This is a genomic window from Nocardia sp. NBC_01388 (genome assembly GCF_045040085.1).
GTDB lineage: Bacteria > Actinomycetota > Actinomycetes > Mycobacteriales > Mycobacteriaceae > Nocardia.
The window spans coordinates 2,685,783-2,706,717 of sequence record NZ_CP109553.1; the positions used below are offsets into that span (position 1 = coordinate 2,685,783).

Here is a 20,935-nt window from a genome sequence, read left to right on the forward strand (position 1 = left end):
TGAAATTCGAAGCGCGAGAAGAAGAACTCACGCCTGAGCCCGCATCAACGAAGCGCGCTCAACGAAGTGAGCATCAGCCCCATGACTCCGGCCTCCTGTCCTTCGGTGCTCATCATGTCGCGAGCGGTTTGTTTGACCACTCCGCTCTCGAGCAATGCGTCGGCGGCACGGGCCATTTGGATACCGCCGTAGTGATGGCGCTCCATCATCCGAAGAAACAACTCGCCGGCCGCCGGACCGCGAGCAGCAGTCAGGGCATCGAGTTCCACCTGTGTTGCCATGCCCGGCATGACGCCGGTGCCGGTGGTCTCGGTGGCCGCCGCGCCGTGCTGATGGTCAGCCATAGCGTCGTGCCGCATCCATGCCATGGGATCGGGATTGATCGTCGTCGCGCCGGAAAGCCGCAACCAGCCGGTCAATTCGCCGATCTCGCCACGCTGGGCGGCATCGATGCGTTGCGCGAGCGCGCGGATGGTGGGATCGACTCCCGGATCGAGCCGCGCGACCATGATCAGCGCCTGGCTGTGATGCGCGAGCATGTCCTGAGCGAATCCGATTTCGACCGAGTTCAGGATCGGCGCGCGTGGGTCCTCGATGAGGACGGGGCGGGCCGCCACCCCCAGCACAACCAGCAGCGGCGCCAGGCACAGGAACGCTGCGACGAGAATTCCGTTGCGGTGATTCACGATCCGACCGTGGTTTGCTGATCGACAGGCGCTGAATATGCGTCCGGGTCGAGCTCCAGGGTCATATAGGTGTTATCGGTGCAGCTGACCCACAACTGCCTGCCCTGCCAGCGCGGCGGGGACGAGCACCAGTCGGCCGACAGGTCACCGAACAGCACCTTGCCGGTGCGGGGCCCGGCCGCCTGAGCCGGATCGAACACGCCACTGGTGACGGCCCGCAGCAGTGCAGGCGCACTCAGTACCGGCGCGCCGATGACCGAGACCAGTTTGTGGGGCGAGTTGCCCAGTCCGTCATTGTCGTTCGTATGTGCCGGCGGGTTGTAGTAGCCGATCTCGCGAATATGGAGTGGATCTCGCACATCGAAAACGCGGATTCCGGAGGAGAACCAGGCACAGGCCAGGGCGGTCGGGTCGGCGGGCCGGTCGGCGGTGCAGTAGTGCGGATCGTAGGAAAATATGCCGCCGCCCATGCTCGATGCCAGCGCCGTGTCGGCGTTCTCGGGAAGGTCGATCTCGAGTTTGATCGAATTGACGATCCGCGGATGTGCGTCATCGGAGACATCGATGACTTTGACTCCACCGGAACCGGCTTCGTTGGGGGTGAACAGATACGGCTTACCGCCGTAGGTCACCGGGACGGCGTGCTGTGTTGCCCAGCCATCGGTCCAGGTCGTCTCCGAGAGCACGGGTACGACCGGATTGGGATCGCGCCGCTGCACCGCGGAGGTATCCAAGATCGACATCCCGCCTAGATTGTTCGCCAGATACATACGGTTTCCGTCGGCGCTGAATCCCATGCCGTGCATCGACGGACCGGGCAACCCCTGCCACACCACCCGCGGCTGTGCGGGGTCGGTGAGATCGACGGCGCTGACCAGACCGGGTGCGGTTCCGGAAGACCAGTAGGTGTTCCCATCCGGAGAGAACCCGCCCTCGTGCGCGGTGATCGGCAGCGGCATCGACAGTGTGCTTCCCGGCCCCGGATTGAGCAGCCGGGGATGCTTGCAGTCGGAGATGTCGTAGATCGACAGCAGCCCGGCACCGGTGAGGATGGGGACGCCTGCCGCGACCAGCAGTTTGCGAGCGCTGTTGACCTTCAGTGATTCCCAAGTGCCCGCCAGCATCGCCGGTTCGGTCAAAGTACCGGCCAGCACCGGATTTCGCGGGTCGGAGACATCGAGCACCTGCACCCCGACCGCCGGACCGGTCAGGCTGCCGGGAAAGAAACTGCCGATGTACACGCAGGAATCGAGACTGGCCGAAACCACTCCCCCGCCGTTTCCGGCGTAACTTCCAATGCTGGTGATATTGCAGTGGTAACCCTGGGTGCTGCGGCCGCTGTCGCGGTCGGCAGCCGGTACATCACCTTGTACTCCGGTTTCTGGCGACGAGCCCGAATCGCACGTCGCCCGGGCCGCCGTGGATCGCGAGATGTCCTGCACAACTTGAACATCGGCGAACGCCGAGGGCGCCGGCGCGGCCACCATCACGGCCGGAATCAAAGTGGCCGCCGACATGAACGCGGCCGCCCGTCGCAATTGAACGAGAACTGAAGTCATTGTTTCCCTCACCGATGAGGTCTATGTGTCTGCCGGCGATGCGGCGCGCGAAGTCGATCGAGCGCGGTCAGTCGAAAGTGCAGCCCTGGAGTGGCTTTCCATTCAGACGGTCGACGAGGTAGCTGATCGCATTATTGGTGCCGAAGCCGTCGATCAGTTCGGGTCCGAAGTGATTGGCGAAGGTCGTGCCGGGTGCGATGGGAGGCAGGTTATTGGTGCGGAACGTGACCGTCGCGCCTTTGTCGCACCAGTCGACGGCCAGCTGCCGGACCTGGCCGTAGGGAATCGTGTCGTCATTGATGCCGCTGGTCATCAGCACCGGGCTCGACGGGGTGAGCGTCCCGATGAGTTGATCGTGAATCACCTTGACGGCGTCCGGAAGTTCTTGCAGGTGGTCGATGAGCGGACGGTGGTCGATAGTGAGGTCGCTGGTCCGCGTGAAGGGCTGTTTCGCGATGATGTCGGCCACGCACTCGGTCTTCACCGTGGCCAGCAATGCCCGGCCGGCAGGGTTGATGACCTTGTCGAGGTCCTGCTGCAGCTCCGGATAACGCGCGAGAAAACCGTTGATGGCGAAGCCGATCGCGGCGCCGATCAGGTTGCCGTCGATCTGGCGTACTACCGCGGCGAGGTCGGAGGGAGGCGCTCCCGACCAGGTGCCCTTCAGATTCAACTCCGGCGCGTACACCGGCTGCAGTTCGGCTGCCGCGGCAGTGGCGCCGCCGCCCTGGGAGTACCCCCAGAGCACCAGCGGCGTCTGTGGCCCACTGCCGGAAAGGTTTTCGGCGGCACGGGCGGCGTCCAGCACCGCGTGCGCCTCCTCGAGCCGGTTCGCATAGGTATGGACGCCGGGGGTGCCCAGACCGATGTAATCGGTCACGAAGACACGCGCACCCAGCAGGTTCCAGGCCACCGCCGAGATGGCTTCCTGATTGGCCGAGACGCTCAGGCGCGACAGGTCAGCGTAGATGCCGGTCGAGAAGGCCAGCGACGGCGCGCACTGGGTGCCCTGGCCGACGGTGCCCGGCGCGATGACAATCGTGGGCCGCGCGCCGGAGCCCTGCCACGGCCGCGTCGCATCGATGAAGGTGCCGCTCACCGCGACCGGCGCATCGTTTTGCAGGCGTGAGGTGTACATGACGCGCTGTGCGGGCACCGGCCACCGCACCGCCGCGGTCGGCGGCGCGAGCAGTACCGGCATCGCGGCCGACTTGATGATCGCGCCCGGTGTGGCATCGAATTGGGCTGGCGGAGTGTAGAAGTCGCCCGAGGGCTCGGCTGTCGACCCACCCGCACCGAACCAGCTCGCCGCCACCCCGGTGCATGCCACGACGCCGACCACGACGGCTCGGCGGACGCGCGCCGTGCGCGGGTGAGTGGTCCTGAACGTGCGGCGCGGTCGGTGCATCGTCTTCTCTCCGCATGTGATGAGTAACACGGTTATTTAATAACCGCGTTACTGTAGCCGGGTGGCGAGAGAAAAGGGAAGTGATCCCTCGAAGCAGGTCATCGACGTCGTGCTCGAGCTGCTCATTTCGGATGGTTACGACGCCGTCCAGCTCCGCGAGGTCGCCCGCCGCGCACGGGTCTCGCTCACGACGGTCTACAAGCTCTTCCCCACCCGCGACGAGCTGATCGTCGCGGCCGTCGAGCACTGGATGACGGCCAACACCTACGGCGATATGACGCCGCCGGCCATCGACAGCACGCTCCGGGAAGGTCTGATGGGGGTTTTCCGCACCGTCTTCGAGCCGTGGCAACGCGAACCCCGAATGCTCGTGGCATACCACCACGCCCGCACCGGACCGGGTGGACACCGCCTCGACCTGCAGGGTGTCAGCGCGGTCATACCGATCCTGAACACGATCCTCGGTGGCGCGGACCCCACATACCTCGCGGACGTCGCCATGGTACTGACCAATGTGACCTACGCGCTCATCGCCCGCGTCGCCGACGCATCCCTCGAAATCACCGAAATCCTGCCCACGATCGAACGCGCAGTCTTCCGGCTGACCTCCGATAACGAAGCCGAAGCCGAAGCCGCCCGCAACCCCTCACGGTCTGGAAACACCGCGATCAACCCGAGCCTCGCCGCCCCGTTCGACCATTCGTGACCGAACCGGGGATCTGCGGGACCTGTCGGCAAGTTACCGGGGAACCCCAGGTGACGGTAATCCGACTGAAGTGGGAACGTACTGGGCCTCAAGACTTTACGCCCGCGCAGAGCGGACATAGGTTGAACTTCCCACCGTGAGCGGCACCTCCGGACTGCCCACCCGGCCGAACCTGCCGAACTCTTGACCTGATGGCTTCCTTCGAGCACACTACGAACCCACCGGACAGTACTGTCCGGTAACTTCGGTTCACCCGTCTCCCGTGAAGGTTTCGTATGCCATCGATTTCGCGCCGCTCGTTGCTGACCGGCGCCGCCGCTGCCGGTGCCGCCCTGCTCGGGGCTCGCACCATCGGCGCCGCCGCCGCAACGGCACCGCGATCCACGAGCATTCCGCTCACCCGAGAGGACCACCGCGTCGTGGTGGTCGGATCAGGATTCGGCGGCGGCGTCACCGCGCTGCGCCTGGCTCAGGCCGGCGTGCCCGTCACCCTGCTCGAACGCGGAATGCGCTGGCCCACAGGCCCGAACGCGGACACTTTCCCGCATCCGACGAGTCCTGATATGCGCATGCTCTGGTATCAGTCCTTGCCGAATCCGTTCGGCAAGGACCTGCCCGTCCAGCCGTACACCGGACTGATCGAGGCCGTGGGCGGCGAAAATATGACCGCCCTGTGCGCTGCGGGCGTCGGCGGCGGTTCGCTTATCTACCAAGGGATGTCGCTGCAACCTGCCGAGGCGGTATTCAATACGCACTTCCCGCAGGAACTGGACTGGGCGACCCTGGACCGCGTGCACTACCGGCGCGTCGAACGAATGCTGGGCCTCGAGGTCGCCCCCGACGAGCTCATCGACAGCCCCACCTACGCCGCCGCGCGAATCTTCGGCGACCATGTCCGCCGCGCCGGGTTACCGCTGTCGAAGATTCCGATGCCCATCGACTGGAACTTCGCACTCGCTGAGCTGCGCGGAGAAATGAAGCCCTCCTACACCAACGGTGACGGTGCGCTCGGGGTGAACAATGGCGGCAAGCACTCGGTCGACGTCACGTACATCGCCGCGGCAGAAGCGACAGGCCGGGTCACCGTCGAAACACTGCACCAGGTCACCGATGTCGAGCGCGCACCCGACGGCCGCTGGATCGTGCACGTCGACCGGATCGACACCACCGGCACGGTGCTGGAAAACAAAATTCTCACCACGAATGCCCTCGTGATGGCCGCGGGCAGCCTGAACACCACCCGGATGCTGATGCGTGCCGCCGCCAAGGGACAAATCCCCGATATGCCCGACGGTCTCGGTCAGGGCTGGGGTACCAATGCCGACCGAATCTACGTGTGGTCCAACCTTGCCGAGGATTTCGGCGCCGAACAGGGCGGTCCCGTGGTCTACGGCAGCCTCAACTGGTCCGATCCGCATGCCGCGTTCACCGTCATCCAGGCCTCCATGCCACCGATCGGGATGGATCCGCACAGCACCATGATGGTCGGATACGGAGTCAGCGACAGTCGCGGCACTTTCCGATACGACTCCGCCAAGGACGACGCGATCCTGCACTGGCCCACCGATGGCGACCAGTACATCCAGAACAACCACATCGGGCCCGCGGCACAGCAGATCGCCGGTCCGGCAAGCACTCTCACCGACACCAATGCCGTGTTCCCCTCCACCTGGCACCCCCTGGGCGGAGCATCCATGGGTACAGTCTGCGACCTCGACGGGCGTGTACACGGGCAACGCGGACTTTACGTTCTCGACGGGGCGCTGCTTCCGGGCAACTCCGCCGCCTGCAATCCCTCGATGACGATCGCCGCATTAGCCGAACGGGCACTCGACAATCTCGTCAAGCACGACGTCGGCACTCTTATCTGATTTCGAATACCCTTGCGCCGCAACGGCGAAGGCCGAATGCGACGGCCTTCAGATCCACCGCCGTCGTGGATCTGAAGACCGTCGCCGGTCCAGAAACAGCGGTTCTCGCGTCGATACTCCAACCGGCTGCCTACAGCCCGAACGCGCCGCCCTCGATGAGGATGAGCGAACCGATCCCGATGAGCACCGCGGGCAGCAGGATGTGACCCCAGCGACTCAGCGCGTCGGCGATGACGGGATGTGCGGCGAAATACTTGCCCACCACACACCATGCGCCGAGAAAGACTAGGAACGCAATCGCGTACGTACTCATGCCACCCGTACCGGCGGTAGCGAAGACCGGAACATAAACACCGATGTTGTCACCACCATTGGCGAAAGTGACCGCAGCAACCTCCAAGATCTTCGGACCGGTCCGTGCGCCGGCGGCGTTCTCACCGCTGCCGTTCCCATCGCGAAAGTTCCGCGCATGCCGGGCTGCCTTGAGGCCGAAGAACAACGGCAGCAGGCCGAGATACGGGATCGCGGACCCCGGCAGAAAAGTGGCTCCGAATGCGGCGGCGACAGCGACAGCGAGGATCGCGGCGAAACCGAGATACTGCCCGAGCACGATCCGGCGCGTGGAGTGCCGGACTCCGGCGCCCTTGGCGAAAAACAGTGCCAGCACCAGGATGTCGTCGATATTGGTAACAGCGAACAATCCGCCGGCCCGACCGATCATGCGCGGATCACAATGTTCTATCCCTTCACACGCAAATGCTTTGCCGACAGTACCGGATAGACCGGCAACCGGACAATATTGTCCGGTTATCGTCGAGACGTGGGATCAGCACGCAGGGAGCGCAATCCGGGGAGGGAACTATGAGTAAGAAGCTATCGACGACAGGTAGCGGTGATCCCATCGGATTATGTCGGTGCGAGCGTGACATTCCCTCGAGGACAACTCAATTCAGACGAACCGCAGCTTGCTGCAATCGATACATCTCGCGCACTCTCCCGGTAGGTGCCACGCACCGCTCAGGCCGGGCCGGCCTCGGCTGCGGCGGACAGCTCTGCCCACTCCTGCCAGCCCCTGACCCGGTCGGCGTAGACGACCCGGGAGTTCTCCAGACAATCAAAAACGACTCGGTCACCCGGCCGTCGCCATTGACTGAATCTTGACCCGGTAGACCCATATCGAGCGGTGTACCACCGGCCGAGAGGGAAACCGGCCCGCATTCGCTGGCCACGGTCTGTCCAGCGCATGCGGGCCGGAATAGGGGCTGGGGGCCGTGGTCGCCGTGGATTATGGTTCCTGAGACGGGGCCGGGAGATCTGAGGCATAAGCTCGCGCGCCTTGACGATCACAACCCCGTGTTGGGGTTGACTGGCCCGCATGCAGTCGACGATCAGCTACAGAGGAATTTGGATTCCCTGGTCAGAAGACAATCCGAACCGCCGGGCGGCGCACGAGCAGATCCTGCGAACCGCGGTGCACACCTCAGGGGCGGATATGGCCAGCGCGTACCGAGTCGCTAGCCGGTACGACCACAGCATCGTGTTCGGCCTCGGCGACGATAAGACCAGCACCCCTGTATCACCTAGGAGCATTCCTCCCGGTTCACCGATCTTCGTGGACTCGCAGACGGCCACAGAAATGGCGATGGCAGTCAGCGCTGTTCGGCACGGAGTCGTGGCGGTCCTCGCCGGCGATATGCTCGATCTCTCGGGGTGGGCCAAGGCTGTCAAGGCAACCAACGCGCTGACCGGGCAGACCGAGGATCCGGTATCGCCGGAAGTGCATGACATGCTCGACAGAATCGCGACACTTGGATCTACCGACTTTCGCGACCGAAGCAATGAAAGCGTTCGCGCTTCGGTGCCCCGCCTCACCGATGAGATCAGAAGTGCCGGCTACACAACTGATTTCATTGTCAGCTACTTGTATGCGTATGGCCTTGACCCCGAGAACGAACGCAAACTGCGCAAGCTCATCGCAGAGCGTTAGTCCGCCACCGCACATGGGGGGCGCGCGGCAGCCACCACCCAAGAATCACCTCACCAAGGCCGACGCAGTACGCCGCTCGCATCATTGCCGCAACGCCGTCGATGACACCGCGCGGCTTTCGAGGACCGGGATCTCTGGCATCGCGCCATCGCAGTCTCCGGATCCGTCGAAGAGTCACAAACTCGTTCTCCCGAACCCGGTCACCGCTGTGGCCGCTCCCTGCCTATCGAATTAGTCAGTGCCCAAGACACTCACGGCACCAAGGTGCGTTCCGGCCGCGGTGCGCTCGGCCGGTCTCCCGCCGACCGGCTCGATCAAAGTTGCTCAAATACACACTCCAGGAACAGCACTCGCACACCCCGGACCTGCGACTCCTCCGGTTTGGCCAGCGGGCAACGGAATACAAACCACTGACCGACGTCGGCTGGCAGGAACTCGGGCGGTGTTCGTCTCATTCGGGTGCGGGATCCGCCGTGAACCAAACCCGTTACCCTATGCGGCGCGTTCCAGCATTTCGGCACCGTCGAGGTTCTGGTCGGCGAATTCGAGTGTGGCAGCTGACGGCGCAGTTCCGGCACCAAGCCGAGTAGCCGATCGGCGACCCAACCGGCCGCGACCGCACCCTCGACCAGGGCCAGCGCATCGCGTTCGCTGGGCGAAAGTGCGTTCGACGTCGCGGCAGGACACATCCCGGAAGGCAGCGTAGCCGCACTGCGATTCGAAATCACCGGCATGGTCGGCGAGCATCCTGCGATCGTCATCGAACCCATCACCCGGCTTCGCGAGGACCTGCGCCCGGATTGGCCTCGACCGGCCCAGGCAGGCGGCTCGTATCGAGTCGAAATCACCGGCGAGCCATCCTATTTCGTCGACATCTGCCCCAGCAGTCGCAAGGGCGATCATAACCACGCCGCGATTGTCGCGGCCGCGGGTCGCATCGCGAATGCGATCCCGGCGGTCGTCGAGGCTGCGCCCGGGATCCTCACGACCAGCATCACTACCGCCTATGTCCACGAGATACGCGGGGCGGGCATCGGCCAGGTTCGGAATATCGCCACCGCGTTGCTTCGTGGCGAGTTCACCTCTGTCGCGGCACGCCACTGGACCCGCCTACCGGCGCGGACCGGGCAGCAGGGCCGAGTGGTGCTGGTTCAGATCTTGAAACGTCCCGCGAAGGCTCGCAATGGGAGGTCCGCGCTGGTGATGATTCCCGCAGGCGCCGCAACCACCGATGTGAGGGCGTTGAGTGCGGGCAGCCCGGTCACGGTCATGCCGATGGAGGCGAAGTTCTGCGGGTTCGATAGGTCGAACCCCTTGCGAGGGAAGATCATGTGCTTGCTGTAGATGTTGGGATCGCCGGTCACCTGAGTGATGTAGCAGCCCTTGATATTCCACGCCGGATCGGTGTGCGGGGTCATTTGCCATTCGAGATGTGACTCCACTCGCGCGACTCCGCCGACCATGCCCTGGTACTTGATGTAGTTGGCGCCCAATGACCCTTTCGGCAGGAAGTACCAGCCGAGATCGACGTCCTTGGTGCAGGCGCCGAGTTCGTAGCCGAAGGTCACTGCGTCGAGCTCGAGATCGAAGGCATCGGCCATGAGGTAGACGGCGTCGGCGAAGACCGCGGTGTATTTGTGCAGCGACTCCCCGATCGTGGGATCGTCGATCGGGCGCCCGTATCCGACGGCCTTCCAGGTGTCGACCGAGTGGTGACACGAGACGTCGACGGATTCGGTGACGGTGATGTTCTCGATCTCGGAAACATCGGCGGTATGCACGATTCCGAGGATCTGACTCAGTCCCGGATTCATACCGGTGCCATAGAAGGTGGAATTGCCGCGCTCGCACGCGGCCGCGATCACCTCGCTGACCTTCCTGCCGGAGGGGTGTGAATGGTTGGTGTCGCGGTGGAAGCCGGTGATCCAGTCCGCGGTGGTCACCACGTTGATGCCTGCCTCGAGGACCTTCTCGTAGAGGTCTTCGTCGGGAAAAACACCGTGAAAGGTGAGGACATCGGGTCGCGCGGCGATGATCTGCTCGACCGAGCCGGTAGCGATCACTCCGATCGGATCGATACCGACGATCTCCCCGGCGTCACGCCCGATCTTGTCGGGCGAGTAGCAATGCAGCCCAACCAGTTCGAGATCGGGATGCTGTCGGATGCGCCCGATCATCTCGGTGCCGAGATTGCCGGTCGCCACTTGGAATACACGGACCTTGCCGGAAGCGCTCATGAGGTACGTCCTTGTGTCGCGGGTCGCTGGTCGAGCTCGGTGGCTGGGTCGTTGCCGGGATAGAACTGGCCGGCCCACGCGCGCAGCGCGGTGAACCCGTCGAATTCCTTGCGCGACAACGCTGGTGGATCGGAGTAGCGCTGATGCGCCCATATGTGGATGTCGGCTTCGAACTGCTCGATGACGTAGGCGGCCATCGTCTTGCCGTAGGTGCTGACCTCGGGGCTGTCGTCACCGGGTTTGCGTCCTATCCACACGGTGAAGCGGACGTCGGAGGTGGCATCGTCCACGGGCGTCACCGCGGGCATGGTGCGGTTGTCGACCATGCCCCAGCTCTTGGTGACCGTGCAGCCCAAGCCGGCGTTGATCGATTCCACTCCGCTGTTGACGTCGTTCTCGGCGATACCCGCGTCGAAGGCGATGGTGAAGTCCACGAACGACACCGGCCCGGAGAAGTCATGGCGAGTGAAATCCGGAACGAACGGCGTCTTGTGCACGAACTTGAAGTGGGCGAAGTCGACACCGTTCTCCAGCACGTACTGCGGATGCAGTTCCAGCCGCTGCCGATAGAGCGTCGCCGCGGGTACCGGCTGGTAGTAGTCGTCCGCGGTCTTGTCGTCGCCGAAATCCGCGAAAATGTCGGGCACCTCGAAATGTGGTTCCCGGCCCCGGGTGTCGTACCAGATCCACACCGCCTCATTGCGTTCCACTACGGGATAGCTGCGGATGCGACGGCCCTTGTTCGGATGGCTTTCGTACGGGATGCAGACATTGCGACCTTCGCGGTTCCATTCCCAGCCGTGGAACGGGCACACGAGATTCTCGCCCTCGACATGCCCGCCGTATCCGAGGTGGGCACCCAGATGCTCGCAATAGGCGTCGAATACCGCGATCTGGCCGGAAGACGAACGCCAGGCGATCATTTCGCGCCCGAAGTACTTCATCCGGTGCACGGCGCCGACGGTGATCTCGGTGCACCACGCCACTTGGAACCAGCCCGTCGGTTCCATGGACAGGGGCGGTTTGGCCATCGAAGTCCTCCAAAGGCATTCGGCGACAGCGCATGCCGACACGGCAACGCGCTGCTCGGTGGTGATGCCGACCACAGAACGAAATTAGAATAGAACCCTCTACGAAACAATACAAGAGGGGTCAGTGAAACTGGGTTACGCAGCTCAGAGCAGCTATAGTCGATCTCCGTGACAGAAGCGGCGATCGGTGGGCGGCGCGCGAACAGGCGTGGTATCCAATCGCGAGACAGCATGATCAAGGCGGCCATCGCTTCGTTGGCCACCGGCGATCCCGCAGCGGTATCGGGCAATCGCATCGCTCGCGATATCGGCGCCACCTGGGGTGTGGTCAAGTACCAGTTCGGTGATATCGACGGCTTGTGGGCCGCGGTGCTGCGCTACACCGCCGACGTCCGCGGCGACCTGCCCGCCAACCTGCGGCCGGACGGGACATTGCACGAACGCGTCGCGGCCCTTGTCGACACCCTGGCCGTCGGCCTGCGCACGCCGGAATCACTCGCCATCGAGACGCTGCGCGCCGCACTACCGCGTGAACAGGCCGAACTCGAACGCGACTTCCCGCTCACCGCCGCGGAATTGTCGTCGTGGAAACCGAACTGGGACAGTGCTTGTCAACGCGCGTTCGCGGATCTGGGGGTCGACCCGGTCAAGGTGCGGCAGGTGGCCGCGCTCATTCCCGCGGCGATGCGTGGCATCACCTCCGAACGCACACTGGGGACCTACGGCAACCTCGAGGATGCGCTCGCCGGGCTCACCGGCAGCATCGTGGCCTATCTCCGAGCCGGCCCATAGGAACAGCGGCGGCGCCCGGAGGGGTCGGGTCATGCCAGCAAAAGGCGGATGCACTTCTCCATTCGATCGGCTACATCCGTATAGGATATGTGGCCCATCCCGGCCCGCAACATCGCACCGTAGTAGAGCAATTCGAGGTACTCGAGACTCTCGGTGTTCTCCGAACCCACCGCCTCCACCAGCCGGGTGCGCAACTCGCTGCCGATTCGCACCCGCAGGTGTGCCACATCGGGATCGCTGCCGAGCAGCGCCTGGCCGATCGCCGCCGCCAACGCGGGCTCATCGGCGACGAGCACAGCCGCCTGCCGCAGCACCGCGATGGCCCGGGTGGCATTGTCGGCGTCCGGAAGCTCCGCGGGAGGCATCGCGGCCAGCCGCCGCCAATACACCTCTGCGATCAGATGTTCCTTCGAAGAGAAGTAGGTGTAGGCGGTGGCCGTACCTATTCCTGCCTCGGCCGCGATCAACCGGATCGTCGTACCTGCGAAGCCCTCCCTGGTCAACACTATGACCGCAGCCCTGGAAAGCCGCTCGACGGTCTCGGCCTGCTTTCCGGTCAGACGCCGCCGGGTAGCTTCCATATGATTCGACAGAGGGGCAGACATATGTCCAGAGCCTACTGGTGACAACTGTCCAGAACAATTCTCAACGCGGCGAGCCCGGACAGGGATTCGGCACTCTGCGTTCTCACCCGCACCGGTTTCGACGGTCCCAATCTCCGAGCTTCTGCAAAGGCAGTACATCAAGGCGCTGACCAGCGCGGGCACCGCCTATGCCGCAGGGATGCCCCGTGATGCTGCGCAGGAATTCCGGTCGCTGCTATTCAGCTCAATTGAGTCCATGACCCGGAGGATGGATAGGCGACCCACCCCATCCCCCCTGGGCCGAGACTGCAGAGACATACCTATCGCGGTCGTATCGTCAGACCACGGTCAGCGGTAGCGGGATTCCGCGGTCGGTGAATCGGAAGTCGGCGCCAGTGCTGAAACGAGTGATCGCCACCTCGCCCGCTTCACGGAAAGGCTTGTCCCCCAGCAGGAACACGATCGCGAATTCGTCGTCGTTGTCGTCGACGACGTGTGCGGCGAAGCGGGGATTCACCCCGCGTGCCATGGCTTCCAGAGACTCCAGGTGGTCGGCGTCGATCAGCGACGGCCAGACGCCGTCGGCGACCGCCCCGCTCCGTTTGGGCAGGCGCAGGCGCACCCCTATGTCTTCGTGCTGGATATGTACCCCGCTGTAGCGCAGCGGATTCCAGGCCGGATGCAGGCGAAGCACCTGCGCGAGCGCGGCAGCGTCGGTACCGAGTCCGAGTGCGTGCCGCAGCCGTTCGGAGGTCAGCCCCGCAATCCCGGCGAACTGTTTCCGGCCGATCGTCGCAGCGGCGGCGGCATCGGTGCGCCCCCCGATCGCAATCAGGAATCCGAGGGCCAGCAGGTGCTGCTGCAAACAGACTTCATCGGCCATGCGGATCAGTGCCGACCGCGAGAAGTCACTGAATCGCAGATCGCTGAGCAGCGGACCGGCATAGTCACTCTGCCCGTCGTCGCCCGGATCGATGGGGTCCAGAAGTACCCGTGCCGCATAGGATTCCGCGACCCTGTCGAAATTGGCCGGCACCGGTGGCGGTGTATGCGAGGCGTCGATTGTCACCGTCCACGAGCAGACCGGATGCCGGTCCGCGGGCACCCGCGGCGGCCGGTGAATCGGGCGCACCTGCGCGTGCGGGTTGGTCGCCAGCGCGGTCGCATCGAATGTCGGGTCCTCGATATCGTGGCACATGGACCTGACATAGTCCTCGCCCAGCGGTTCGACGTCCGCCAGCGCTCCGCAGTGATCGAGCCAGAACGCCCCGTGATCGTGGTCGTCGACCCGGTACCGGAAGTCCATGAACTGCGGTGGAGCGCCGATATCCAGTTGCAGCCCTTTGAAAATCGTCTCCACACCGTCACCGGTGAAGCCCAGCGCCCGCTGCATGCGCCGGGTGTAGACGGGGCTGGCGACCCGCCACTCCTCGATCGCGACCGCGGTCATGCCCTCGCGGCCGAAGGCGCCGATGGTGTGCGCCATTCCGGAGCGATCGATCAGGTGCCCGGTCAACAGCAATTCGGGCACCAGTATCGCGAGTTGGTCCCGGCTCAGTTCAGCGAAGGCGCTGGGCCGCTCGAGGTCGGGGCTCACCACAGCGGCACCGGCGCGGCACCGATGGCGTACCAGCCCGGCAGCGGTTCGCCGGAGGTGGCCCGCTGGATACGCTTGGTCATACCGGGCGTGAGCGCGTTGTCGGTGATCATCTCCAAGAACAGGGCACTCACATTGCCGAAGTCGAAAAAGTCGCGCTGCCACGACCATTGGAAGTTTCCACCGTAGCGGAACCAACTGCCGCCGATTCCGTGCGGTGAGTAGTGACTGCCGTCGGCACGGGTGGCGTCGGCGATCTGCTTCCACAGGCCGATGACATTGCCGCTGCGCTCGTCGACCACCACATCCTGATACGGGTAGGTCCAGCCCTCGAGCCCCACCATCTCCAAACCGAGCGCGATATCGCGGATCTCGTGACGTCCGACCGCCATGAATTCCTGTGTGGGCCCGTAGTTCCAGCCGTAGGTGGCGTCCTCGGTGTAGTAATCGGCCAGCGGAAGCCAGTCGCCGGCGGCCTCGCATTCCTTGTTGGCCTGCAGCCAGCGGCGCACCATCTCATCGAGCTCGGCACGGTCGAAATCAGCCATGGTCATTGTCCTTTCGCGAAAAGCGGATCGTCAGTGGTTCGCGCGGTCGATGATCGACAGCGCCTGGGTGGGGCAGTAGCGGACAGCGCTCTCGACCTCCGGTCGCGCCTGCTCGCCGGGCTCGGGATCGAGGATCTCGACCTGGCCGCGGTGCGGAACGGTGAATACCCCGGGCGCTTCGGCCGCGCACACGCCATGGCCCTGGCACAGATCCAGGTCGGCTTCGATCCTCATGACAGACTCCGCTCCGCCGCGGACCGGACCCGCGCTTCGGGCTGGACCTCGGTCAGCTGAATGTGCGCGCCGAGGCAGAAGTGCACTCCCGCACCGAAACTGGCGAGCGCGCCCTTCTCCGGGCGATCGATGCGGAAGGTGTCGCCGTCGGGGAACGCCTCAGAGTCCCGATTGGCGGAACCGATGAGCAGCAGCACCTTCGCGCCCGCCGGAATCGTGCGGCCGTACATTTCGATATCGGTGATCCGGCCGGAGGTCGAGTGACCGACTCGCCGGGACAATGAACTGGACATGTGTCTGGACAGTATCACCGACAATGTTCCATCACAACGTCCGACTTGACCGATCAGCCACGCCCCGCGAGGACTGGACAGCTGTCTGGTTATTATTTCGGACAGCATTTCCAATCAAGAGCTGTACACATGTCTACAGTTGGCCCCCGCTGTGATAGCGTCGCCGCAACCTGGGGAAAGGTAACGATGAAGATCCGGGGCCGCGCGGGCAGCGATGTTCCCATCTACGCCGCGCCAGCGCGGGCAACCGATCTGGGCGGGCTGCCACCGACATTCACCTACGTCGGCGAGCTGGAGGTGTTCCGGGACGAGACCGTCGACTACGTGCAGAGATTGCGATCCGCGGGCGTGCCGGTCGAATTCGAGATCTACCCAGGCTGCTGGCACGGATTCGACCGCATCGTCCCCACCGCCGACGTGAGCAGGCGCGCCCTGCGGTCACGCGAACACTGGTTCCGCGATGCCGTGCGCACCTACTTCGCTCCGCAACCGGAGCCGGAACTCGATCACGCCTGAAACTCGCTGCGGGACAGGGTGACCGGACCTGTCCCGCGAAACCCCCTACACCAGCGCCTACTTCGCCCGCAGGGCGTTCTGTAAGCCGCCGACATCGGTGATCTTCCACTCGGCGTTGCGGTCGATGGTCAGGGAATAGGTGACGGTGGTCTGGGCGCCGTCTGGGGTTTGGGCGCTGGTGGAGGTGACGTCGCTGCACCACCCAGCTCGGTGATCTGCCCGACTGTCCGTTCGACCGCCTCCGCGCTACGGGAGTTGACTACGACACCGGCGCCGTGGCGGCTCAGCACTTCGGCCACCGCGGCACCGATGCCATTGCCACCGCCGACAACCACCGCCGCCCGACCGCTGAGGAGTTGTCGTTCGGTCATGTGGCTCCTTCAGAGTGGCGCAACGTCTTTCGGGCCGATCATGATGGCCGGTTCTCCTTCTGCTGCGCCTTTTGCTGCGCCAGCACCGCGCCGATCACTCCGTCCAGGCGCGTGCCCGCAGGCCATCCGGCGTAGTGGCAGAGGAACAGCGCCACCTCCCGCAACTGTTCGGCGGTCAGTTCCTCGTTGCGCAGCGCGGCGCCGACCTGAATCTCCGCGACGTCGAACAGCCCCTGCGCGGTCAGTGCGCCGAGCAGCAGGAGGCGGCGATCACGCAGGGTGAGCGCCGGCCGGGACCAGATGCCGGCGAAGAGGTGATCGGCGGTCACCGCGTAATGGTCGCCGGGTCCGTCACGGAATTCCCAGCCGTAGACCTCGCTCATCTTCGCCAGGCCCCGCCGGCGGGTCTCGGCGGCGGAATCGGTGTGCGCGGGTGTGGTCATGACGTCCTGCCTATTTCCTGTTCGACAGCGGGTGCGACGCCGAGCCCACGGCCGAGGCCGTCGAGCGCAAGCGCCGCCAGCGGCAGTGGGATACCCAGGCGTTCGCCGAGTTCGAGAGCCAGCGACAGATCCTTCTCCCCGAGATTGCGGACGTGGCCGAGAATGGGGAACCAGAAATCTTCGGGGTCTATCGCGGCGGTGGTGTCGCGCAGCATGATCGCGCCGGCACCACCGGTCACCGCATCGGAGTGCCGGACGACCTTGCCCAGCGCGGTGATATCGAGCCCGGCCGCTTCGGCCAGGCGCTGGGCTTCGGTGGCGGCGGTGAAGGACACGAAGTGCAAGAGATTGCGGGCCAGCTTCATTCGAGTGCCCGCACCCACCGGACCCGCGTGCACGATCAGATTGGAGAAGCAGCCGAAAGGCTGCCGGATTCGAGCCACCGCGTGATCGGTGCCGCCGACCATCACCGCCAAGGTCCCGGCCTTGGCCGCACCCGCCCCACCGCTGACCGGTGCATCGACGAATTCGACCTGATGGCCGGCACAGACCGCGGCGAGTTGCTCGGCGGTCCGGTCGCTGATGGTGGAGTGGACGGCGATCACCGTCCCGGGACGGGCGGTGCGCAACAGTCCCCGCGGGCCGGTGATGACCGCACGGACCTGGGCGTCGTCGACCACGGTCACGCCGATCACGTCGGCCTTCGCACCCAGTTCCGCAGCGTCGGCCGCTCTGGAAGCGCCGGCCTCTGCGAACGGCACGGTGGCTTCGGGACGCACATCACAGACCGTCAGCCCGCCCGGCCACTGCAGCAGCCGGCGGGCCATGGGCGCGCCCATATTGCCCAGGCCGATGAATCCGACGGTGACATGGTCACCGGCGGCCGACACGGCCGCATCGCCGGTTCCGGCGGTGTCGTCGGCGCTCATGACCGGATGATCTGTCCGCCGTCGACATTGAGGATTTGGCCGGTGACCCAGGCCGCCTCATCGGAGAGCAGATACAGACACGCGCCGACCAGGTCGTCCGGAGTGCCCATCCTCTTGATCGGAATGCGGGACACAATGTCCTTGACCATGTCGCCGGGGGTGACGGTCTGGGTGGCCTCGGTATCGATCGGCCCGGGCGCGATGGCATTGACGCGGATCTTGCAGCCACCGAGCTCATGCGCCAATTGCTGTGTGAGACCGTTGATTCCGACCTTGGCCAGCCCGTAGAAGCTCGAGTACAACCACGCCGCGGTGGAGGACTGGTTGACAATGGATCCGCCGCCGTTGGCGTTCATGTTCTCCCATACCGCGCGGGTCATGTTCAGTGCGCCGTCGAGGTTCACGCCCATGAACTTCTTGTAGTAATCCCAGGGCACCGTGACCAGCAGATCGAGCTTCATACCGCCGTAGATGGCGGCATTGTTGACCAGATGGTTGATCACACCGAACTCAGCAATGGTGAATGCGGCCAGCGCAGCGGCGGATTCGGGATCCGCGACATCGACGCTGTGGAATACGGCGGTGCCACCGTCTGCGACGATCTCCTTGGCGACCTGCTCGCCGCGTTCGGCGTTGAGGTCGGCCACGACCACCTTCGCGCCCTCTGCCGCAAGGGCTTTGGCGTAAACGGCTCCGATGCCCTGAGCGGCGCCGGTGACGATCGCGGATCGTCCGGTGAAACGTGCCATGGTTGCACTCCTAGTGGTAGGTGTCAGTGTTCGAAAGATCAAGCGGGCGTGGCGATCAGCTTGGTTTCGAGATACTCCTCGAAACCCGCGACACCCATTTCGCGTCCGATCCCGGACTGCTTGTAACCACCGAAGGGCGCGTCGGCGTGGTACCAGAGGCCGCCGTTGACGCTGAGCGTGCCGGTGCGGATTCGGCTGACCACGCGGTCGACGCGCTCGAGATCGGCGCCCCATACCGAGCCCGAGAGCCCGTAGGGCGAGTCGTTTGCCAGCCGGATCGCGTCGGCGTCACCGTCGTGCGGGATGACGACCAGTACGGGGCCGAAGATCTCCTCCCGCGCCACGGTGGCCGTGTTGTCGACGTCGGCGATAACCGCGGGCTCCATAAAGAACCCGCGCGGGCGGTCCTCGGGACGGCCGCCACCGGTCACGACCCGCCCGCCCTCGGCGCGGGCGATGTCGATATAGCGTTCGACCCGCTGGCGCTGCGCCGCGGAAATCAGTGGGCCGCAGATGGTTCCGGGATTGTTCGGATCCCCGGCTCGCATCCCGGCCATGGTCTCGGCGGCGGCGGCCACGGCATCGGCATAGGCGGCCCGCGGCACCAGCAGCCGGGTGGTGAGCGCGCAGCCCTGTCCGGCGTGTACAGCAACGGAGAACGCCGTGTAGCTCACCGCGGCCGCGATATCGGCGGCGGAGGCATTGGCCGCGTAGCCGAGCACCTCCTCGGTAGCGGGGTTCACCGTCGCGAAGACGCCGGACCCGCCTTGGAGCAATGTGCCGCCGATGAGAAGTGGGGTGCCCTCGGCAGGGACCAGGCCATTCATCAAAAAGACTCCCGAAACATGTCTGGACAGCTGTTCGGAATATAGTTCGGTTAGCTGACCGAGCGCAAGCATGAATGTGGTCGACGACGCCGCCACCAGCCCGCACCGAGGCTTGTCGCGGAGTATTTCTCGTAGTACCGTCCGGACACATGTCCATCACCTGTCCGGACAGATATCCCGGGAAGGATTTCCAATGACATTGGTCAAGCCGCAACGTGTTTCCGGCGGCGGAGGCGAGCACGGGCACCTCGAGGAGTTCCGTACCGACCCCATCGCGTTGATGCGCCGGGTGCGCGCCGAGTGCGGCGATGTCGGCTCCTTCGAACTCGCCGGTCGCGATGTCATCCTGCTGTCGGGGGCCGAGGCCAACGAATTCTTCTTCCGCGCCGGCGACGACGAACTCGATCAGGGCGCGGCCTACCCGTTCATGAAGCCGATCTTCGGCGACGGCGTCGTCTTCGACGCGCCGCCCGAACGCCGCAAGGAGATGCTGCACAACCAGGCGCTGCGGGCCGAGCACATGCGCGGGCATGCCGGCACCATCGCCGCCGAGGTCGACCAGATGGTCGCGCGGTGGGGTGACGAGGGCGAGATCGATCTGCTCGAGTTCTTCGCCGAGTTGACCATCTACACCTCGTCGGCCTGCCTGATCGGGGTGAAGTTCCGCAATCAGCTCGACGGGCGGTTCGCGCACCTGTATCACGAGCTCGAACAGGGCACCGACGCGCTCGCCTACGTCGACCCCTACGCGCCGATCGACAGTTTCCGCCGCCGCGACGAGGCTCGCGTGCAACTGGTCGAGTTGGTGCAGGCGATCATGGACCTGCGCGAGGCCGATCCGCCTGCGGGTAAACACGATCGCGACATGCTCGATGTGCTGATCTCGGTGAAGGACGAGCAGGGCGCTGCACGGTTCTCGGCCAGTGAGATCACCGGCATCTTCATCTCGATGATGTTCGCCGGGCATCACACCACGTCCGGCACCGCGGCGTGGTCCATCATCGAGTTGCTGCGACACCCCGAACTGCTGGCCGAGGTCGTCATCGAACTCGACGAGCTGTACGCGGACGGCTCCGAAGTGAGTCATGGTGCGCTGCGCCAGATTCCAGCACTGGAGGCCACCCTCAAGGAGACGCTGCGCCTGCATCCGCCGCTGATCATCCTGATGCGCATCGCCCGCGACGAGTTCGAGGTGTGCGGACACCGGATCGCACCCGGGGACATGGTTGCCGCGACTCCCGCGGTGTCGAACCGCATTCCGGAAGACTTTCCCGACCCCGATGCCTTCGATCCCAGCCGCTACCTCGATCCGCGGCAGGAGGATCTGGTCAACCGGTGGACGTGGATTCCCTTCGGCGCGGGCAAGCACCGCTGTGTCGGCGCGGCATTCGCTCTCATGCAGTTGAAGGCCATCTTCTCTATTCTGCTGCGAGACTGGGAATTCGAGTTGGCGCAGCCGTCGGATACCTATCGCAACGACCACTCCAAGATGGTGGTGCAGCTTGCTCAGCCCTGCCGCGTCCGCTACCGCCGCCGCCAGCGCTGACTCCGGCCGGAGTCCCTGGTC

The 20,935-nt window shown here is 64.8% G+C and carries 22 protein-coding genes and 2 pseudogenes; 7 read left to right on the top strand and 17 right to left on the bottom strand.

Annotated features, from left to right (window positions below):
• Positions 1 to 44: 44 nt before the first annotated feature.
• From OG716_RS13110 to OG716_RS13120, 3 genes are all read right to left on the bottom strand, one after another.
• On the bottom strand, positions 45 to 686 hold the full coding sequence (locus tag OG716_RS13110; protein ID WP_405137919.1) for a DUF305 domain-containing protein: 642 nt from the start codon (positions 684 to 686) through the stop codon (positions 45 to 47).
• Complete coding sequence (locus OG716_RS13115) at positions 683 to 2,245, bottom strand: LVIVD repeat-containing protein (RefSeq protein ID WP_405137920.1); 1,563 nt, start codon at positions 2,243 to 2,245, stop codon at positions 683 to 685. Before OG716_RS13115 ends, OG716_RS13110 begins: the two co-directional genes overlap by 4 nt.
• Positions 2,246 to 2,312: 67 nt before the next feature.
• Positions 2,313 to 3,653, bottom strand: a complete 1,341-nt coding sequence (locus OG716_RS13120; RefSeq protein ID WP_405137921.1) for a lipase family protein — start codon at positions 3,651 to 3,653, stop codon at positions 2,313 to 2,315.
• A gap of 61 nt (positions 3,654 to 3,714) precedes the next feature.
• Between OG716_RS13120 and OG716_RS13125 the strand changes: the two genes are divergently transcribed.
• Both OG716_RS13125 and OG716_RS13130 read left to right on the top strand, forming a co-directional pair.
• Positions 3,715 to 4,359 (top strand): TetR family transcriptional regulator, encoded by a 645-nt coding sequence (locus OG716_RS13125; RefSeq protein WP_405137922.1) that lies wholly within the window; start codon positions 3,715 to 3,717, stop codon positions 4,357 to 4,359.
• 275 nt (positions 4,360 to 4,634) lie between these two features.
• Positions 4,635 to 6,230, top strand: a complete 1,596-nt coding sequence (locus OG716_RS13130) for a GMC oxidoreductase (protein ID WP_405137923.1) — start codon at positions 4,635 to 4,637, stop codon at positions 6,228 to 6,230.
• Positions 6,231 to 6,360: 130 nt separating this feature from the next.
• On the opposite strand, the gene OG716_RS13135 is transcribed toward OG716_RS13130, so the two are convergent.
• Positions 6,361 to 6,951, bottom strand: coding sequence for a cadmium resistance transporter (locus tag OG716_RS13135; RefSeq protein ID WP_405137924.1), 591 nt, complete (start codon positions 6,949 to 6,951; stop codon positions 6,361 to 6,363).
• A 654-nt stretch (positions 6,952 to 7,605) separates the two neighbouring features.
• Here OG716_RS13135 and OG716_RS13140 point away from each other — a divergent pair.
• Positions 7,606 to 8,217 carry a hypothetical protein gene (locus tag OG716_RS13140; protein ID WP_405137925.1) on the top strand — a complete coding sequence of 204 codons (612 nt, stop codon included), beginning with the start codon at positions 7,606 to 7,608 and terminating at the stop codon, positions 8,215 to 8,217.
• Between the two features lie 314 nt (positions 8,218 to 8,531).
• On the opposite strand, the gene OG716_RS13145 is transcribed toward OG716_RS13140, so the two are convergent.
• Complete coding sequence (locus tag OG716_RS13145) at positions 8,532 to 8,987, bottom strand: hypothetical protein (protein WP_405137926.1); 456 nt, start codon at positions 8,985 to 8,987, stop codon at positions 8,532 to 8,534.
• Here OG716_RS13145 and OG716_RS13150 point away from each other — a divergent pair.
• Positions 8,881 to 9,207, top strand: a pseudogene (locus tag OG716_RS13150) (diacylglycerol kinase); the annotation flags it as partial. The gene OG716_RS13145 and the pseudogene OG716_RS13150 overlap by 107 nt on opposite strands.
• 161 nt (positions 9,208 to 9,368) lie before the next feature.
• Here OG716_RS13150 and OG716_RS13155 read toward each other — a convergent pair.
• Both OG716_RS13155 and OG716_RS13160 read right to left on the bottom strand, forming a co-directional pair.
• Positions 9,369 to 10,454, bottom strand: a complete 1,086-nt coding sequence (locus tag OG716_RS13155; RefSeq protein ID WP_405137927.1) for a dihydrodipicolinate reductase — start codon at positions 10,452 to 10,454, stop codon at positions 9,369 to 9,371.
• On the bottom strand, positions 10,451 to 11,485 hold the full coding sequence (locus OG716_RS13160) for a Rieske 2Fe-2S domain-containing protein (RefSeq protein WP_405137928.1): 1,035 nt from the start codon (positions 11,483 to 11,485) through the stop codon (positions 10,451 to 10,453). The genes OG716_RS13155 and OG716_RS13160 overlap by 4 nt, the downstream gene beginning before the upstream one ends.
• A 231-nt stretch (positions 11,486 to 11,716) precedes the next feature.
• Between OG716_RS13160 and OG716_RS13165 the strand changes: the two genes are divergently transcribed.
• Positions 11,717 to 12,277: a TetR/AcrR family transcriptional regulator gene (locus OG716_RS13165; protein ID WP_405139661.1), complete on the top strand. Its 561-nt coding sequence runs from the start codon at positions 11,717 to 11,719 to the stop codon at positions 12,275 to 12,277.
• A 29-nt stretch (positions 12,278 to 12,306) separates the two neighbouring features.
• Here OG716_RS13165 and OG716_RS13170 read toward each other — a convergent pair whose 3' ends face one another.
• From OG716_RS13170 to OG716_RS13190, 5 genes are all read right to left on the bottom strand, one after another.
• Positions 12,307 to 12,882 carry a TetR/AcrR family transcriptional regulator gene (locus tag OG716_RS13170; RefSeq protein WP_405137929.1) on the bottom strand — a complete coding sequence of 192 codons (576 nt, stop codon included), beginning with the start codon at positions 12,880 to 12,882 and terminating at the stop codon, positions 12,307 to 12,309.
• Between the two features lie 316 nt (positions 12,883 to 13,198).
• The gene (locus OG716_RS13175) at positions 13,199 to 14,461 is read right to left on the bottom strand and encodes a hypothetical protein (RefSeq protein WP_405137930.1); all 1,263 of its coding nucleotides are present in this window, start codon (positions 14,459 to 14,461) and stop codon (positions 13,199 to 13,201) included.
• Positions 14,455 to 15,006: a nuclear transport factor 2 family protein gene (locus OG716_RS13180; RefSeq protein WP_405137931.1), complete on the bottom strand. Its 552-nt coding sequence runs from the start codon at positions 15,004 to 15,006 to the stop codon at positions 14,455 to 14,457. Before OG716_RS13180 ends, OG716_RS13175 begins: the two co-directional genes overlap by 7 nt.
• Positions 15,007 to 15,036: 30 nt before the next feature.
• A complete protein-coding gene (locus OG716_RS13185) occupies positions 15,037 to 15,240 on the bottom strand; it encodes a ferredoxin (protein WP_405137932.1) in 204 nt (67 codons plus the stop codon).
• Positions 15,237 to 15,533: a cytochrome P450 gene (locus OG716_RS13190; RefSeq protein ID WP_405137933.1), complete on the bottom strand. Its 297-nt coding sequence runs from the start codon at positions 15,531 to 15,533 to the stop codon at positions 15,237 to 15,239. The genes OG716_RS13185 and OG716_RS13190 overlap by 4 nt, the downstream gene beginning before the upstream one ends.
• Positions 15,534 to 15,719: 186 nt before the next feature.
• On the opposite strand from OG716_RS13190, the gene OG716_RS13195 reads away from it, so the two are divergent.
• On the top strand, positions 15,720 to 16,049 hold the full coding sequence (locus OG716_RS13195) for an alpha/beta hydrolase (RefSeq protein ID WP_405137934.1): 330 nt from the start codon (positions 15,720 to 15,722) through the stop codon (positions 16,047 to 16,049).
• Positions 16,050 to 16,177: 128 nt separating this feature from the next.
• On the opposite strand, the gene OG716_RS13200 is transcribed toward OG716_RS13195, so the two are convergent.
• From OG716_RS13200 to OG716_RS13220, 5 genes and pseudogenes are all read right to left on the bottom strand, one after another.
• The gene (locus OG716_RS13200; RefSeq protein WP_405137935.1) at positions 16,178 to 16,420 is read right to left on the bottom strand and encodes an SDR family NAD(P)-dependent oxidoreductase; all 243 of its coding nucleotides are present in this window, start codon (positions 16,418 to 16,420) and stop codon (positions 16,178 to 16,180) included.
• Positions 16,421 to 16,458: 38 nt separating this feature from the next.
• Positions 16,459 to 16,863 (bottom strand): carboxymuconolactone decarboxylase family protein, encoded by a 405-nt coding sequence (locus OG716_RS13205; RefSeq protein WP_405137936.1) that lies wholly within the window; start codon positions 16,861 to 16,863, stop codon positions 16,459 to 16,461.
• The gene (locus OG716_RS13210; protein ID WP_405137937.1) at positions 16,860 to 17,792 is read right to left on the bottom strand and encodes an NAD(P)-dependent oxidoreductase; all 933 of its coding nucleotides are present in this window, start codon (positions 17,790 to 17,792) and stop codon (positions 16,860 to 16,862) included. Before OG716_RS13210 ends, OG716_RS13205 begins: the two co-directional genes overlap by 4 nt.
• Positions 17,789 to 18,541 carry an SDR family oxidoreductase gene (locus OG716_RS13215; RefSeq protein ID WP_405137938.1) on the bottom strand — a complete coding sequence of 251 codons (753 nt, stop codon included), beginning with the start codon at positions 18,539 to 18,541 and terminating at the stop codon, positions 17,789 to 17,791. The genes OG716_RS13210 and OG716_RS13215 overlap by 4 nt, the downstream gene beginning before the upstream one ends.
• A gap of 38 nt (positions 18,542 to 18,579) precedes the next feature.
• A pseudogene (locus OG716_RS13220) lies at positions 18,580 to 19,230 on the bottom strand (aldehyde dehydrogenase family protein); the annotation flags it as partial.
• A gap of 331 nt (positions 19,231 to 19,561) precedes the next feature.
• Here OG716_RS13220 and OG716_RS13225 point away from each other — a divergent pair.
• Entirely contained in the window at positions 19,562 to 20,914 is a 1,353-nt protein-coding gene (locus OG716_RS13225) for a cytochrome P450 (protein WP_405137939.1), read from the top strand.
• Positions 20,915 to 20,935 lie beyond the last annotated feature (21 nt).